The sequence below is a fragment of the Nonomuraea insulae genome (assembly GCF_042656245.1).
On record NZ_JBHSPA010000027.1, the window covers coordinates 17,966 to 33,378 of the forward strand.

Sequence of the window (15,413 nt, forward strand, 5' to 3'; positions counted from 1 at the left end):
CTCAGTAGTTTAGGAGGAGCCTGTCCAGTACTCGTACGCCGAACTGCAGCGCGTCCACCGGCACCCGCTCGTCCACGCCGTGGAACATGGCGGCGAAGTCCATGTCCGCGGGCAGGCGCAGCGGCACGAACCCGAACCCGCGCACGCCCAGGTCCGCGAAGAACGTCTTGTTGTCGGTGCCGCCCGACATGCAGTAGGGGATCGCCCGCGCCGCCGGGTCCTCGACCTTCAGCGCCGCGATCATCGACTCCACCAGCGCCCCGTCGAACGTGGTCTCCAGCGCGATGTCGTGGTGCACGAACTCGCGCCGGATCTTCGGCCCGGCCAGCTCGTCCACGGTCTTGAAGAACTCCTCCTCGAACCCTGGCAGGAATCGCCCGTCCACCACGGCCGTGGCCTGGCCGGGGATGACGTTCGACTTGTAGCCGGCGGCGAGCTGGGTCGGGTTGGTGGTGTTGCGCAGGGTCGCGCCGACGAACCGTACCAGCGGGCCGATCTTGTCGAGGATCGGCTGCGGGTCGTTCTCGTCGAACGGGATCCCGAACGCGTCCGCGACCTCGGTGAGGAACCGGCGCACCGTGGGGGTGTAGGTGAGCGGCCAGTCGTGCTCGCCGAGCCTGGCCACCGCCCTGGCGACCTCGGTGACCGCGTTGTCGGAGTTGAGCATCGAGCCGTGGCCCGCCGTGCCGTCGGCGGTCAGCTTCATCCAGGCCAGGCCCTTCTGGGCGGTCTCGATCAGGTAGAGCCGCAGGGACGGGTCCACCTCCAGCGAGTAGCCGCCGACCTCGCTGATCGACTCGGTGACGCCCTCGAACAGGCCGGGGTGGTGGGCGGTGAGGTATTTGGCGCCGTACACGCCGCCGGCCTCCTCGTCGGCCAGCCAGGCGAAGACCAGGTCGCGGCGCGGCTTGCGGCCCTCGCGCTTGAGCTGGCGCAGCACGGCCAGCATCATCGCGTCCATGTCCTTCATGTCCACCGCGCCGCGGCCCCAGATGTAGCCGTCGCGGATCTCGCCCGCGAACGGGTCCACCGTCCAGTCGGCGGCGTTGGCCGGGACGACGTCGAGGTGGCCGTGGACGAGCAGGGCGGGCAGCGACGGGTCGGAGCCCTCGACGCGGGTGATCACGTTGCCGCGGCCCGGCTCGCTCTCGATGTAGGTGGACTCGATCCCGACCTCGGCCAGCCTGGCCATGACGACCTCGGCCGAGGCCCGCTCGCCGGGGCCGCTGCCGTCCCCGTAGTTGCTGCTGTCGACGCGGATCAGCTCCACGCACAGGTCGGCGACTTCCTTCTCAGCGGGTGTCATGGTGATTTCTCCAGTGTGAGCAGTCCGGACTTGTGGAGGTGGCCGCGCTTGTGGGCGCGGGTGATCAGGGTGAGATCGACGTCGGTGATCTCGTCGTGCCGGCCGACGACGCCGGTCATGAAACGGTAGAGGTCGGCTTCGTGCGCCGCCACGACCTGCACGATCAGGGAATGCGTGCCCGTGGTGGCGGCGCAGTAACGGACGTGGGGGTGCGCGGCCAGTTGCTCGCCGACGAGGTGCAGGCCGTTGGGGCGCACCTTCAGCCAGAGCATGGCCTCGACCTCCAGGCCGAGCAGCGCGGGCTCGACCTCCGCCCGGGGCAGCAGCAGCCGCCGCTCGATCAGCGAGGTGACCCGGCGGCGCGCGGTCGGCACGGAGATGTCCAGCTGTTCGGCGACGGTGGTGAAGGCGATCCTGCCGTCGGCGGCCAGCAACTCGGCGATCTCCTGCTCCAGAGGTGACAGGCCCTCCTCGTCGGGCAGGCACTCGGAGAGCGGTTCCGGCCGCAGGGCGGCCACCTCTTTTTCGGTCAGACAGGGCGCGTGCCACTCGGCGACGGTCCTGAACGTGTGGAGCACGACTTGGGTCTGCGTCTGCAGGACACCGTCGATGTCGGAGACCTGCGAGGACAGGATGCGGTGCAGGTCCTCCCTGGAGGGGGAGACCAGCTCGCAGCCGAGGTCCGCCGCGCCCGTCAGGGAGTAGACCGAGCGCGTGTCGGCCCGGTCGGCCAGCGCCTTGGCCACCTGCGCCGCGGTGCCGGGGCGGACCTGTACGTGCAGGTGGACAGGGCGTCCGTGCCCGGTGCGCAGGTCGTCGTAGATCGCCGTGACGCGCACGACCCCCTCGGTCATCAGCCGCTGCAACCGCCGGGCTACCGTGCGTTCGTGCTCGCCGACGGCCCGGCCGATCTCACCCCACGAGGCCCGCGGGCTGACCTGCAGCGCGGCCACGAGCCTTCGGTCGAGAACGTCCACCTGTACCCGTTCCTGTGTCGGGATTGTAAAAATCGGCTTAAACATTTGACTGTTTCGGTCGCCCGAATGCACAGTAAGCCATTACCGCACATGTCAGCAAAGGAACCCTTGTGGCGACCTCCCCCGTGACACACTCCCCGCTCGGCATCCCCAAGAGCCGGGTTCGCCAGCTCATGGCGGCCAGCATCGGCAACGTCGTCGAATGGTACGACTGGTATGCGTACTCGGCCCTGGCGACGATCTTCTCCGTACAGATCTTTCCGACGAGCGCCGGCAACAGCCTGGTGCCGTTGTTGAGCGCCTTCGTCGTCTTCGCGGTGGGCTTCTTCATGCGCCCTCTCGGCGGCCTGCTCGTCGGCGCCTTCGCCGACCGGTACGGACGCAAGTCCGCCATGACGTTCACCATCGTGCTGATGGGCGTGGGCTCCCTGCTCGTCGGCCTGACCCCCACCTACGCGGCCGTCGGCGTGCTGGCGCCGATCATCCTCACCCTGGCCAGGCTCATCCAGGGCCTGTCGGTGGGCGGCGAGTTCGCCGCCGCGACCACGTTCCTCGTGGAGTCGGCCCCCAAGGGCCGCCGCGGCCTCTTCTCGAGCTTCCAGTACGTCAGCACCACCATCGGCCAGCTCCTCGCCACCGGCCTGGCGGCGCTGATGGCCACGACACTGATCAAGGCCGACCTGGACTCCTACGGCTGGCGCATCCCGTTCATCGTGGGCGCGCTGCTCAGCCTCGTGGGCCTGTGGATCAGGAAGGGCGCCGACGAGACCTCGGCAGTGGCGGGGGAGATCCAGCGGGGCGAGGCCCAGCGGCCCAAGCTGTTCGAGTTCCTCAGGAACTATCCGCGGTCGGCGGCCACGATCGTGGGCATCACCATCGCCGGGACCGTCGCGTACTACACCTGGACCACGTTCCTGCCGACGTACGCGCAGATCACCGTGGACTTCGACAAGGCCGAATCGCTCCAGATCGGCACGATCTCGCTGGTCTTCTTCATGATCCTGCAGCCGCTGCTCGGCATGTTGTCGGACCGGATCGGGCGTAAGCCGCTGCTGATCACGTTCGGGCTCGGGTTCCTCATTCTGCCCGTGCCGCTGCTCGGCCTGCTCTCCGACGCCTACTGGAGCCTGCTGGTGGTGCAGCTCGTCGGCATGGTGTTCCTCGGCTGCTTCACCTCGATCTCGGCCGCGGTGAACTCCGAGCTGTTCCCGACCCGGGTGCGGGCTGCCGGGGCCGGGTTCCCGTACTCGCTGACCGTGGCCCTCTTCGGCGGCACCGCCCCGCTGATCGGCACCGCGCTGCAGGACGCGGGGAGCCCGGGGCTCTTCCCGTGGTACATGTCGGCGCTGGCGCTGATCTCCACGCTGGTCTATCTCTTCGTCCTCAGGGAGACCAAGGACCAGCCGCTGAGCTGAGCGGCTCTAGCCGCCGAACGAGGTGCAGGGGCGCTCCCGCAACTCCTTGACGTAGTCGTCGGGGGCGCCCGCCCGCTCGGCCGCCTCGGCCAGGCTGCCCAGGTAGCGGGCGGACGGCAGGCCGCCCTCGTAGCCGTCGAGCACGTAGAACCAGGCCACGACCTCGCCGTCCAGGGTCTGCACCCGCAGCCGGACCTTGTGGTAGGCGCCGCGCACCGCGCCCTCCCACTGGTCGAGCGAGGTCTCCTCCCAGTCGGGGACGTCATAGAGGACCACGAAAACGTGCTCTTCAGGATCTTCGACGATCGTGGCGATGGCCCCCTCCCACGCGAGGTCCATGCCCCCGAACGTCAGACGCCATTTGGGCAGCCAGCCCACGCCCCAGACGGGTGAGTGGGGGGCACGCATGGCCATCTGCTCCGGGTCCATGTTCGTGCCGTACGCGCCATAGAGTCTGAGGTCACTTGGGCTCCCCGAACGATCTGAAGACCACGCCACGATCCACCCCTCTCGCCGGGTGCCAGTCGTCATCCAGCTACCGCGCCATCCTGCCACGCTGGACGGCCGCGCCGGTCCATCGGATCCGGGCGGAGAGGCATCGTGTCACCCCCGCGCGAGCCACGCGGAGATTGGCCCCGATGCAGCTTCATGCGCGTCGTGCGGGACAATGGGACACGTGACGAGGATCGTGATCATTGGTGGCGGACCAGGCGGCTACGAGTCGGCGTTGGTGGCCGCTCAGCTAGGCGCGCAAGTCACGATGGTCGAGCAGGACGGCCCGGGGGGCGCCTGTGTGCTGACCGACTGCGTTCCGTCCAAGACGCTGATCGCGACCTCCGTGCGTAAACAGGCGCTGCTCGACGCGCCGTCCCTCGGTGTGGCGTTCTCCGGGGGGCCCGACGGTGACGCCGGGGTCGTCGGGGTTGATCTGCCGCTGGTGAACAAACGGGTCAAGGAATTGGCGCAGGCCCAGTCGGCCGACATCGCGACGCGGGTCGAGGCCGAGGGCGTCGAGATCATCAAGGCGCGCGGGCGGCTGGTGGACCCGCAGGTCGTGCGGGCGGGGGACCGGACGATCAGGGCCGACGTCGTGCTCGTCGCGACCGGCGCGACGCCGCGCATCATGCCGACCGCCGAGCCCGACGGTGAGCGCATCCTCACCTGGCGGCAGCTCTACGACCTGGAGGAGCTGCCCGAGCATCTGATCGTGATCGGCTCGGGGGTGACGGGGGCGGAGTTCGCCGGCGCCTACCGCTCGCTCGGGTCGGAGGTCACGCTGGTCTCCAGCCGCGACCGGATGATGCCCAACGAGGACGCCGACGGCGCCGAGGTGCTCGAAGAGGTCTACCGGCGGCGCGGCATGAACGTCATGGGCCGCTCCCGGGCCGCCTCCGTCAAACGCACCGCCGACGGCGTGGTGGTGACGCTGGAGGACGGCCGCACGGCCGAGGGCTCCCACGCGCTGATGACGGTCGGCATGATCCCCAACACCTCCGGCATGGGGCTGGAGGAGGCGGGGGTGCAGCTCGACCGGGGCGGGTTCGTCAAGGTCGACAAGGTCTCGCGCACGTCGGCGCCCGGCGTTTACGCGGCCGGCGACTGCACCGGCGTGCTGATGCTGGCCTCCGTCGCCGCCATGCAGGGGCGGATCGCGGTGTGGCACGCGCTGGGGGAGGCCGTGCAGCCGCTCCGGCTGTCCACCGTGGCCTCCAACATCTTCACCGACCCGGAGATCGCGGCGGTGGGCGTCGCCCAGCGGGCCATCGAGGCGGGGGAGATCGAGGCGAACGTGGTCAAGCTGCCGCTGGCCACCAACGCGCGGGCGAAGATGCAGGGGTTCAACGACGGGTTCGTCAAGGTGTTCTGCCGGCCGCACACCGGGATCGTGCTGGGCGGCGTGATCGTGGCGCCGCGGGCCTCCGAGCTCATCCTGGCCATGTCGGTGGCGGTGCAGCAGCGGTTGACGGTCGATCAGCTCGCGCACACGTTCGCGGTCTATCCGTCGTTGTCGGGGTCGATCACCGAGGCGGCGCGCCGGCTCATGCAGCCGGGGGTCTCCATCTAGCTTCTTCGAAGGAGAGGGCGCGCGGTGTACCGCGCGCCCTTTCCTGTGCCCGCTACCGTTGACGTTTGTTGGTATGGACAGCAAACTAATTCACGAGTTGGCGCCGCGTTAGAAGGAGCATCCATGCCCTATCGCCCCCCGCTGGTCGCGCACGAGTACTTCGTCGCGGACCCGCCCGAGTTGCCGGTCCGCCTGCGAGGCGAGGGCGGCCTGTCGGCGATCGCCTCCGCCGAGCTGGTCGCGGCCGATGGCGCCGAGGTGATGCTGAAGGCGGTGACCTCGGCGGAGGAGACGCTGGTCGTCCAGGTGGGGGCGGCGGGCGAGGGTGTGATCCGGGTGCGGCTGTCGGAGGACGCGACCGCCAGGCCGCGTTCGGAAGAGGCCATCTCGCTGGTGACGCCCGGCATGTACTCAGGGGCACGTGCCGTGGCGGAGCCGGGTGAGCCGATCGTGATCGACGCGGGGTCGTTGCGGGCCGAGATCAGCCTGGCGCCGTGGCACCTGCGCTTCACCGACGCGGCCGGGGCGATGCTGGTCGAGCAGGATCGGGGGCACACGGACATCAGCGGGCGGCTGCGCACGCTGCCGTTCGGGCGCTCCCGTTCCGCCGGTACGCCCGTGGCCTATCACGAGAGCTTCGCCGCCGCGCCCGACGAGGCGTTCACCGGGTTCGGCGAGTCGTTCACCCGGCTGGACAAGCGCGGCCAGCGGCCGGTCATGTGGAACTTCGACGCCTTCGGGGCCGAGTCGCAGCGGGCGTACAAGAACGTGCCGCTGTACCTGTCCAGCAAGGGGTACGGCGTGCTCGTGGACAGCGGCGCGCCCCTGGAGTTCGACGTGTGCCAGTCCACCCACAGCGTCGTGCAGATCGTGGTGCCCGACGACGTGATGGACTACTACGTGATCGCCGGGCCGACGCCACCCGAGATCCTGGACCGCTACGACCGGCTGACCTGCCGGCCCACGCTGCCGCCCAAGTGGGCGTTCGGCACCTGGATCTCCTCGGGGTTCTGCGTGGACAGCCAGGAGCGGGTGCTGGTCAGGGCGCGCACGATCAGGGAGCGCGGGATCCCGTGCGACGTGCTGCACCTGGACACGTACTGGCAGACCGACGGCCACTGGTCGGACCTGCGGTGGGACCCGGTGAACTTCCCCGACCCGGAGGGCATGCTGGCCGAGCTGGAGGGGATGGGGTTCAAGGTCTGCCTGTGGATGAACCCCTACATCTCCCACCTCAGCCCCGCGTTCCGCGCCGCCGCCGAAGCCGGATATTTCCTGAAAAACCAGGCAGGGCTGGTGTACGTCGCCGACTGCTGGCACGGCTCCTTCCCCGCCTGCGGGATCGTCGACTTCACCAACCCGGCCGCCGTCGAATGGTTCAAGGGCCTGCTGCGCCCGCTCCTGCGCCAGGGCGTGGCCGCCTTCAAGACCGACTTCGCCGAAGGCGTGCCCAGCGACGCGCTGGCCTGCAACGGCATGAGCGGCACCGACCTGCACAACGTCTACACGCTGATGTTCAACGACGTCGTCGCCGAGGTCACCCGCGAGGTCAACGGGCATGAGCTGGTGTGGGCCCGCTCGTCGTACCTGGGCGGGCAGCGCCACAGCGCCCAGTGGGGCGGCGACACCTACACCAGCTACGCCGCCATGGGCAGCACGATCAGGGGCGGGCTCGCGCACGGCCTGTCCGGCGTCCCGTTCTGGAGTCACGACGCGGGGGGCTTCACCGGCCGCCCCGCCGACGACCTGTACGTGCGGTGGACCCAGTTCGGCGCCCTGTCCCCGCTGCTGCGGCTGCACGGCACCACGACGCGCGAGCCGTGGGAGTTCCCCAAGGTCGAGGCGGAGGCCGTACAGGCGCTGAAGTTGCGCTACCGGCTGATGCCCTACATCTACTCGGCGGCCGTGGAGGCGGCGCGCACCGGCGCGCCGATGATGCGGGCGTTGTGCGTGGACCACCCGGACGACCCGGTGGCCTGGCAGGCCGACCTGGAGTACCTGCTCGGCAGTGACCTGCTCGTCGCCCCCATGACCACGCCGGAGGGCACCCGGCAGGTGTACCTGCCGCGCGGCCGGTGGGTGGACTACTGGACGGGCGAGGTGCTCGACGGCGCCCGCTACGTCCGGGTCAGCAAGCCGCTCGACCAGATCCCCCTGTTCGTACGGCACGGCGCGCTCATTCCCGTCGCCGAGCAGAAGGACACGATCGACGTGCCGGAAGAGATCACTCTCGTCGCCTTCGGGGGCGGCGACGGCACCACGGAGATTCACGACGCGGACGGCGTGACGGTCGCCGTCGCCACCAGGGACGGCGATGAGCTGCGTGTCGCCGTCACCGGCCCGAAGCGCGTCAGCGGGGTGGAGATCGCCCCGGTGGCCGGAGCCCCCGCGCGGGCCGTTCTTTCGTAACATCCCTGGAGGGATCATGATCAAACTAAGAGGCGCAGCGGTGCTGGCCGCCGCCGCGCTCGCCCTGTCGGCCTGCGGTTCCGGCGGCTCGGAGAGCAGCCCGAGCGCGAGTGGCACCGCGCCACGCGTGCTCAAGCTCTGGCACTACGAAAGCGCCGACAGCGCCATGGGCAAGGCGTGGGCCGAGGCGATCAAGAAGTTCGAGGCGTCGCACCCGAACGTGACCGTCAAGTTCGAGGAGAAGAGCTTCGAACAGATCCAGAAGACGGCCAGCATGGTGCTGAACTCGGACGAGGCGCCCGACATCATGGAGTACAACAAGGGCAACGCCACGTCGGGGCTGCTGTCCAAGCAGGGTCTGCTCACGGACCTGAGCGAACAGGTCACCAAGCGGGGCTGGGACAAACTGCTGCCGGGCGGCCTGCAGACCACCGCGAAGTATGACGACCGGGGCGTGATGGGCACCGGCAAGTGGTACGGCGTGCCCAACTACGGCGAGTTCGTGATGGTCTATTACAACAAGGACCTGTTCGACAAGCACAAGGTCAAGGTCCCGACCACGTACGAGGAGTTCACCGCCGCGCTGGACACGTTCGTCAAGGCCGGGGTGACCCCCATCTCCAACGCCGGAGCCGAATACCCAGCGCAGCAGATCTTCTACCAGCTCGCGCTGAGCAAGGCGCAGAAGCCGTGGCTGGAGGCGTTCCAGTCCTACAAGGGCAAGGTCGACTTCCACGGCCCCGAGTTCACCTACGGCGCCGACACCTTCGCCGACTGGGTGAAGAAGGGCTACCTCGCCAAGAACTCGGCCGGGCTCAAGGCCGAGGACATGGGCGTGGCGTTCATGAACGGCAAGTTCCCCATCGTGGTCAGCGGCAGCTGGTGGTACGGCCGCTTCGCCTCGGAGATCAAGGACTTCGAGTGGGGCCACTTCCTGTTCCCCGGCGCCACGATGTCGCCCGGTTCGAGCGGAAACCTCTGGGTCGTGCCCGAGAAGTCGGAGAACAAGGACCTGGCCTACGACTTCATCGACGTCACGATGAGCAAGGACATCCAGAACCTGCTCGGCAACTCCGGCGGCGTCCCCGTGGCCGCCGACCCGGCCGCGATCACCGACGCGAAGAGCAAGGAGCTCATCGAGACCTTCAACAAGCTCACCACCTCCGACGGCCTGGCCTTCTACCCCGACTGGCCCGCGCCCGGCTACTACGACGTGCTGGTGGCCGGGGTCCAGAACCTGATCAACGGCGAGAAGACCTCCGCCGAGGTGCTGGACGAGATCGCCGGGCCGTACGAGGACAACCTCGCCGACATAGGTAACTAATGAGAGTGCGTACGAGCGGCAGACGGGGATACTGGCTCTACCTGATCCCCAGCCTGCTGCTGTTCCTGGCCGTCATCGTGGTGCCGTTCCTGATGAACGTGGGCGCGAGCTTCACCCGCTGGTCAGGGGTGGGCACGCCCAGGTGGATCGGGCTCGACAACTACGCCAGGCTGCTGGAGGACGAGCGGTTCTGGCAGTCCTTCCAGCACAACGTGGGACTGATCGTGGCCATGGCCATCGTGCCGACCGCGATCGGCCTCGTGCTGGCGGCCGCGTTGTTCGACTACATCGGCAGACGCTTCGGACCGCGTACGGCCTCGGCGCTGCGGGCGATGTACTACCTGCCGCAGGTGCTGCCGGTGGCGGTGGCGGGCGTGGTGTGGGGGTGGATGTTGCACCCCTCGTACGGCGCCGTCAACGAGATCTTCGGGCTGGACCTCGACTGGCTCGGCGACCCCGACCTGGCGCTGGCCACGGTCATGGCGGTCATGGTCTGGTTCCAGCTCGGCTACCCGGTCGTGATCTTCATGGCCGGGTTGCAGCGCGTGGACCCGTCGTACTACGAGGCGGCCGAGATCGACGGGGCCTCGTGGTGGCGCAAGTTCTGGCACATCACGATCCCGCAGATCCGGCCGGAGATCTTCGTGGTGCTGCTGACGTGCACGATCGCCGCGCTGAAGGTGTTCGGGCCGATCTTCGTGCTGACCCGGGGAGGGCCGGGGAACGCGACGATGGTTCCGTCGTACTTCTCCTACCTGAACTTCTTCCAGAAGAGCAACGTCGGGTACGGCTCCGCGATCGCCACGGTGCTGGCGCTGATCATCATCGTGGTCACGTTCCTGTTCCTGCGGGTCCAGGAGCGTGAGCAGTGAGGGGCCCGGGGCGGTGGGCCGTGCTGTTCGCGCTGGTCGTGCTGGCCGTCGTGATGATCTTCCCGTTCCTGATCGTGGCGATGAACGCGGTCAAGTCGCCGGCCGAGTACAGCTCGCAGGGGCCGCTGAGCCTGCCCGACGGGCTCTACCTCCAGGGCATCGTGGACTTCTGGAACCGGGTGGAGTTCGGCACCAAGCTCTGGAACAGCTTCGTCATCAGCGCTTCCGTGTCGGTGCTCGCGGTGGTGTTGTCGGTGCTCAACGCGTACGCGCTGGGCATCGGCAGGGTGAAGGGCCGGCTGTGGATCCTCGTGTTGTTCCTGGTGGCCAACACGTTGCCGCAGGAGGCGCTGGCCTATCCGCTGTACTACCTGGCCAAGGCCGTCGGTCTCTACGACACCCAGCTCGCGGTGATCATCGTCATGACGGCGATCCAGGCGGCGTTCGGCACGTATCTGCTGAGCGCGGTCCTGGGGCAGTTCCCGAAGGAGATCTTGGAGGCGGCGGAGATCGACGGCGCGGGACGGCTGCGGTCGTTGTTCCGGATCGTGGTGCCGATCAGCCGGCCGACGATCAACGTACTGCTGATCTTCTTCTTCATCTGGACGTGGAACGAGTTCTTCCTTCCACTGATCTTCCTGATCTCGAACGACACCCAGACGGTGCCTGTCGCGCTCGGCGTGCTGCAGGGCGAGAAGTACATGGACGCCACCATGTCCAGCGCCTCGGCCCTGCTCGGCGTCGTGCCGGCGGTCGCCTTCTTCCTGATCTTCCAGCGAACGCTGACCCGAGGTGTGACGGTCGGCGCCATCAAGTGATGGAGAACCTCCCAACATGCGAAAAATCCCGTTATTAGCGACTCTTGCTCTGGCGGCCTCGCTGGTCGCCGCACCCGCTCAGGCCGTGGAGAGCTATCCGTTCCAGAACCCCGGCCTGCCCCTGGAGCAGCGCGTCAGCGACCTGCTCGGCCGGCTCACGCTGGATGAGAAGCTGAGCCTGCTGCACCAGTCGCAGCCGGCGATCCCGCGGCTGGGCATCGGATACCACAAGAACGGCACCGAGGCGCTGCACGGCGTCGCCTGGTCCAACCACCTCAACGACAACTGGAACCAGAAGTTCGCAAGCGGCACCGTGTTCCCGCAGGCCATCGGCCTGGCCAGCACCTGGGACCCGGCGCTGATCAAGAAGGTCGGCTCGGCCGTGGGCGACGAGGCGCGCGGGTACAACACCGTCGACCCCGTCCTGTGGGGGCTGCAGGTGTGGGCGCCGGTGGTCGACCTGCTGCGCGACCCGCGGGCGGGCCGCAACGAGGAGGGCTACTCGGAGGACCCGCTGCTGACCGGGGCCATCTCGACGGCGTACGGGAAGGGGCTGCAGGGCGACGACCCCTTCTACCTCAAGACCGCGCCCGTGCTGAAGCACTTCATGGCCTACAACAACGAGAACAACCGCGGCGTGACCTCCTCCAACCTGACGCCGAAGCTCAAGCACGAGTACTACGAGCCGGCGTTCAAGGCGGCCATCTCGGCCGACGCGGCGACCGGGGTGATGGCGTCGTACAACCTGGTCAACGGGCGGCCCAACCACGTCAACCCGGACCTGAACACCGCGGTCAGGTCGTGGACGGACAAGACGCTCTACAACCCCAGCGACGCGTGGGGGCCGCACGCGCTGACCGACCAGGAGTACTACTACGACACCAAGCCCGAGGCGTTCGCCGCGGTGCTGAAGGCCGGGCTCGACAGCTACACGATCGACGGCAGCGACATCGGGCCGATGGTCACGAACCTCAAGGCGGCGCTCGACCAGGGGCGCATCACCGTGGCGGACGTGGACAAGGCCGTGCACAGCGTGTTGTCCATCCGGACGCGGCTGGGGCACTTCGATCCGGACGGGGGGCCGTACAAGAAGATCAGCGCGTCGGCGATCAACAGTCAGGCCAACCAGCGGCTCAACAGGGAGACCGCCGCGAAGGCGGCCGTGCTGCTGAAGAACTCCGGGGTGCTGCCGCTGGCCAAGCCGAAGTCGGCGGCCGTGGTCGGGCCCCTTTCCGCGAAGTTGTACCGGGACTGGTACTCCGGTGAGATGCCGTACAAGGTGACGCCGCTCGACGGGATCAAGGAGCGCGTCGGAACCGTCTCCGCCGGCGAGGGGCTGGAGCGGATCGCGCTCAAGCACCTCGACTCCGGCAAGTACATCACCGCGACCGGCACCGGCCCCGACAACAACGCGGCGCTCACCGACACCGCGCCCACCGCGGCCTCGCAGTGGGACCTGACGGACTGGACCGGCGGCGTGTCCACGCTGCGCAACGCGGGCAACGGGCGGCTGCTCGGCGGCGACTGGCGCTCGCTCGACACCGACGACGCCGAGCCCGACGGCTGGTACGTCTCGCAGCAGTTCGCGCTGGACAAGCAGGCCGACGGCAGCTACCTGATCAAGTACGCCGGCTACGAGACGGTCGAGAGCTGGTTCGGCCTGCCCGACGCCTACGTGGGCGTCACCGACGGCACGCTCGGCCTGGTGCCCAAGGCGCAGGCGGCCAGGTTCGCCAAGGAGGTCGTCTCCGACGGCATCGCCGAGGCCGCCGCGCAGGCCGCCAAGTCCGAGGTCGCGGTCGTGGTGGTCGGCAGCAACCCGTTCGTGGCCGGGCGCGAGTTCCACGACCGCGAGAACCTGCGTCTCGGCGACGGCCAGCGGCGCCTGATCGAGGCCGTGCGCAAGGCCAACCCGCGCACCGTGGTGGTGCTGGAGACCAGCTACCCGGTCGTCGTGGACGCGCCGAACCTGCTGTGGACCACGCACGCGGGCGCCGAGACCGGGCACGCCGTCGCCGACGTGCTCTTCGGCGACGTCAACCCCGGCGGCCGGCTCACCCAGACCTGGCCCGCCACCGACGACCTGCCGAGCATCCTGAACTACGACCTGACCAAGACCGGCATGACGTACCTGTACGGGAAGGACAAGCCGCTCTACGCCTTCGGGCACGGGCTGAGCTACACCTCCTTCGGATACCAGGGCCTCCAGGCGCGTGGTGACCAGGTGAGCGTCAAGGTCACCAACACCGGCAAGGCCAGGGGCGACGAGGTGGTCCAGCTCTACACCCACCAGCGCGACTCCCGCTTCGCGCAGCCGGTCAAGCAGCTGCGCGGCTTCCAGCGGGTCACGCTGAACCCCGGCGAGACGCGGACGGTGAGCTTCACCCTGAAGAAGTCCGACCTGGCCGTCTGGGACCACACCAGGAACAAGTGGACGGTCGAGAACGCCACCCACGACGTCCTCGTCGGCTCCGCCTCCGACCGGATCCGCCAGTCCACGACCATGCGGGTCTCCGGCGAGAGCATCCCCGTACGCGACCTGACCAAGGCGACCCGGGCGATGGACTTCGACGACTACTCCGGCGTCGCCTTCGCCGATGAGAGCAAGGTGAGCGGCGAGGTCGTGGAGGGCTCGGCGGGCGACTGGCTGGCCTTCACCCGCGCCTCCTGGGGCTCGCGGCTGACGGCCTCGGTGTCGTCGGTGGGTGGCGGCTCGTTCGAGGTGCGACGCGGCTCGGCGACCGGGGCGCTGCTGGCGACCGTGCAGGTGCCCGCCACCGGCGGGATCTACCAGTACGGGAGCGCCGGCGCTTCGGTGAAGGCGGGCAGCGGGGACCTGTACGTGGTGTTCAAGGGCGACCTGCGGATCAAGGACTTCGCGCTCGCCAAATAGCCACTTGCTTCGATTGGATAGTTGTGTTATCTAGTTGATGGATAACACGGCTATCCAATTGGAGTGTCTGATGACTGTGATCGTGTTGCTGGTCGCCACGGCGGCGTTCCGGCTGCTGGGCGTGCTGGGCGTGGGCCGGTTCGGGACGTGGCGGGTGAGCGCGGCCCACGGGCTGGCGGTCATGCTGGTCATGACCGCCAGCGCCCATTTCGTCCCGGCCGGCGTGACGTTCATGCCGAACCACGCCGACATGGCGGCCATGGTGCCGCCGTTCGTGCCCTTCCCCGCCCTCATGGTCTATCTGACCGGTGTGCTGGAACTGGCCGGGGCCGTGGGGCTGGTGCTCGAAGGCACCCGGCGGGCCGCGGGGATCTGCCTGGCGCTGCTGTTCGTGGTCCTGCTGCCGGCGAACGTGTACGCCGCCGTGGCGGAGACCACGCTCGCCTCGCCGCTCTGGCAGCGGATTCCCGAGCAGGTGCTCTACATCGCCGCCGCGCTCTGGGGCGGGTTCAGCGGACCGTCGGGCCGCCGGCGTGCGGCGGTCAGCGGATCGTCCAGCCGCCGTCGATGACCAGCGTGTGGCCGGTGATCAGCGAGGCGGCGGGGGAGGCCAGGAAGAGCACGGCGCCCGCGACGTCCATGGGCTCGCCGATGCGGTGCAGGGCCGCGATGCGCTCGATCACGTCGGCCTCGAACGCCGGGTCCGACAGGGCGGGCCGGGTGCCCGGGGTGCGGATGAAGGTGGGGGCGACGTTGTTGACGGTGATGCCGTGGGGGCCCCATTCGACGGCGAGGCAGCGGGTCAGGTGGGCGATGGCGGCTTTCGTCATGCAGTAGATGGATTCGCCGGGCAGGGCCACCTCGCCGGCCTGCGAACCGACGTTGACGATGCGGCCGTGCCCCTGGCCGATCATCACGCGGCCCACCGCCTGGCTGGCCAGGAACGTGCCCTTCAGGTTGACCTGGAGCGTCCGGTCGAAGTCGTCCTCCGTCACGTCCTCGGCCGGGTTGCCCGGGGCGATCCCGGCGTTGTTCACCAGGAGGTCGATCCGGCCGAACCGGTCCACCGCCTGCCTCACGGACTCGGCGATCTGGCCGGGGGCGGTCATGTCCATCTGCAGCGGCAGCGCCGTGCGGCCCAGCTCCCCGATCTCCTCCGCCAGGCCGTCGTCCCGCCCCGCGTCCCTGAGCCCCAGTGCGACGTCCGCTCCGGCGTCGGCCAGAGCCAGCGAGATCGCCCGCCCGAGACCCCGCGCCGCACCTGTGACCAGCGCGACCTTGCCGTCCACCCGGTATTCGGGAAAGCCGGTCATGACGCCTCCTTAATTGGTTGT

General features: G+C 68.8%; 12 protein-coding genes. 8 read left to right on the forward strand and 4 right to left on the reverse strand.

Features of this window, described 5'->3' with window-relative positions; all coding sequences use genetic code 11:
- Position 1: 1 nt before the first annotated feature.
- On the reverse strand, positions 2 to 1,306 hold the full coding sequence (locus ACFPZ3_RS22395; RefSeq protein WP_379516145.1) for a M20/M25/M40 family metallo-hydrolase: 1,305 nt from the start codon (positions 1,304 to 1,306) through the stop codon (positions 2 to 4).
- Complete coding sequence (locus tag ACFPZ3_RS22400; RefSeq protein ID WP_379516146.1) at positions 1,303 to 2,283, reverse strand: Lrp/AsnC family transcriptional regulator; 981 nt, start codon at positions 2,281 to 2,283, stop codon at positions 1,303 to 1,305. The genes ACFPZ3_RS22395 and ACFPZ3_RS22400 overlap by 4 nt, the downstream gene beginning before the upstream one ends.
- Positions 2,284 to 2,393: 110 nt before the next feature.
- On the opposite strand from ACFPZ3_RS22400, the gene ACFPZ3_RS22405 reads away from it, so the two are divergent.
- Positions 2,394 to 3,698 carry an MFS transporter gene (locus ACFPZ3_RS22405; protein WP_379516147.1) on the forward strand — a complete coding sequence of 435 codons (1,305 nt, stop codon included), beginning with the start codon at positions 2,394 to 2,396 and terminating at the stop codon, positions 3,696 to 3,698.
- A gap of 6 nt (positions 3,699 to 3,704) precedes the next feature.
- Here ACFPZ3_RS22405 and ACFPZ3_RS22410 read toward each other — a convergent pair whose 3' ends face one another.
- On the reverse strand, positions 3,705 to 4,196 hold the full coding sequence (locus tag ACFPZ3_RS22410) for a gamma-glutamylcyclotransferase family protein (protein ID WP_379516148.1): 492 nt from the start codon (positions 4,194 to 4,196) through the stop codon (positions 3,705 to 3,707).
- A gap of 178 nt (positions 4,197 to 4,374) precedes the next feature.
- Here ACFPZ3_RS22410 and ACFPZ3_RS22415 point away from each other — a divergent pair, with 178 nt between their 5' ends.
- From ACFPZ3_RS22415 to ACFPZ3_RS22445, 7 genes are all read left to right on the forward strand, one after another.
- A complete protein-coding gene (locus tag ACFPZ3_RS22415) occupies positions 4,375 to 5,763 on the forward strand; it encodes an NAD(P)H-quinone dehydrogenase (protein ID WP_379516149.1) in 1,389 nt (462 codons plus the stop codon).
- 123 nt (positions 5,764 to 5,886) lie between these two features.
- Positions 5,887 to 8,172 (forward strand): TIM-barrel domain-containing protein, encoded by a 2,286-nt coding sequence (locus ACFPZ3_RS22420; RefSeq protein WP_379516150.1) that lies wholly within the window; start codon positions 5,887 to 5,889, stop codon positions 8,170 to 8,172.
- 16 nt (positions 8,173 to 8,188) lie between these two features.
- Positions 8,189 to 9,496 (forward strand): ABC transporter substrate-binding protein, encoded by a 1,308-nt coding sequence (locus ACFPZ3_RS22425; protein ID WP_379516151.1) that lies wholly within the window; start codon positions 8,189 to 8,191, stop codon positions 9,494 to 9,496.
- Positions 9,496 to 10,368, forward strand: a complete 873-nt coding sequence (locus tag ACFPZ3_RS22430; protein ID WP_379516152.1) for a carbohydrate ABC transporter permease — start codon at positions 9,496 to 9,498, stop codon at positions 10,366 to 10,368. Before ACFPZ3_RS22425 ends, ACFPZ3_RS22430 begins: the two co-directional genes overlap by 1 nt.
- On the forward strand, positions 10,365 to 11,186 hold the full coding sequence (locus tag ACFPZ3_RS22435; protein ID WP_379516153.1) for a carbohydrate ABC transporter permease: 822 nt from the start codon (positions 10,365 to 10,367) through the stop codon (positions 11,184 to 11,186). Before ACFPZ3_RS22430 ends, ACFPZ3_RS22435 begins: the two co-directional genes overlap by 4 nt.
- 16 nt (positions 11,187 to 11,202) lie before the next feature.
- Positions 11,203 to 14,079 (forward strand): glycoside hydrolase family 3 protein, encoded by a 2,877-nt coding sequence (locus ACFPZ3_RS22440; protein ID WP_379516154.1) that lies wholly within the window; start codon positions 11,203 to 11,205, stop codon positions 14,077 to 14,079.
- A 70-nt stretch (positions 14,080 to 14,149) separates the two neighbouring features.
- A complete protein-coding gene (locus tag ACFPZ3_RS22445) occupies positions 14,150 to 14,650 on the forward strand; it encodes a DoxX family protein (protein WP_379516155.1) in 501 nt (166 codons plus the stop codon).
- On the opposite strand, the gene ACFPZ3_RS22450 is transcribed toward ACFPZ3_RS22445, so the two are convergent.
- Positions 14,622 to 15,392: an SDR family NAD(P)-dependent oxidoreductase gene (locus ACFPZ3_RS22450; RefSeq protein WP_379516156.1), complete on the reverse strand. Its 771-nt coding sequence runs from the start codon at positions 15,390 to 15,392 to the stop codon at positions 14,622 to 14,624. The two genes, ACFPZ3_RS22445 and ACFPZ3_RS22450, sit on opposite strands and share 29 nt — an antisense overlap.
- Between the last annotated feature and the right edge of the window lie 21 nt (positions 15,393 to 15,413).

What these genes read in the sequence shown, in the direction of transcription:
- ACFPZ3_RS22395 (WP_379516145.1), bottom strand. Translation starts at nt 1,306, where the DNA reads ATGACACCCGCTGAGAAGGAAGTCGCCGACCTGTGCGTGGAGCTGATC.
- ACFPZ3_RS22420 (WP_379516150.1), top strand. Translation starts at nt 5,887, where the DNA reads ATGCCCTATCGCCCCCCGCTGGTCGCGCACGAGTACTTCGTCGCGGAC.
- ACFPZ3_RS22425 (WP_379516151.1), top strand. Translation starts at nt 8,189, where the DNA reads ATGATCAAACTAAGAGGCGCAGCGGTGCTGGCCGCCGCCGCGCTCGCC.
- ACFPZ3_RS22430 (WP_379516152.1), top strand. Translation starts at nt 9,496, where the DNA reads ATGAGAGTGCGTACGAGCGGCAGACGGGGATACTGGCTCTACCTGATC.
- ACFPZ3_RS22440 (WP_379516154.1), top strand. Translation starts at nt 11,203, where the DNA reads ATGCGAAAAATCCCGTTATTAGCGACTCTTGCTCTGGCGGCCTCGCTG.
- ACFPZ3_RS22445 (WP_379516155.1), top strand. Translation starts at nt 14,150, where the DNA reads ATGACTGTGATCGTGTTGCTGGTCGCCACGGCGGCGTTCCGGCTGCTG.
- ACFPZ3_RS22450 (WP_379516156.1), bottom strand. Translation starts at nt 15,392, where the DNA reads ATGACCGGCTTTCCCGAATACCGGGTGGACGGCAAGGTCGCGCTGGTC.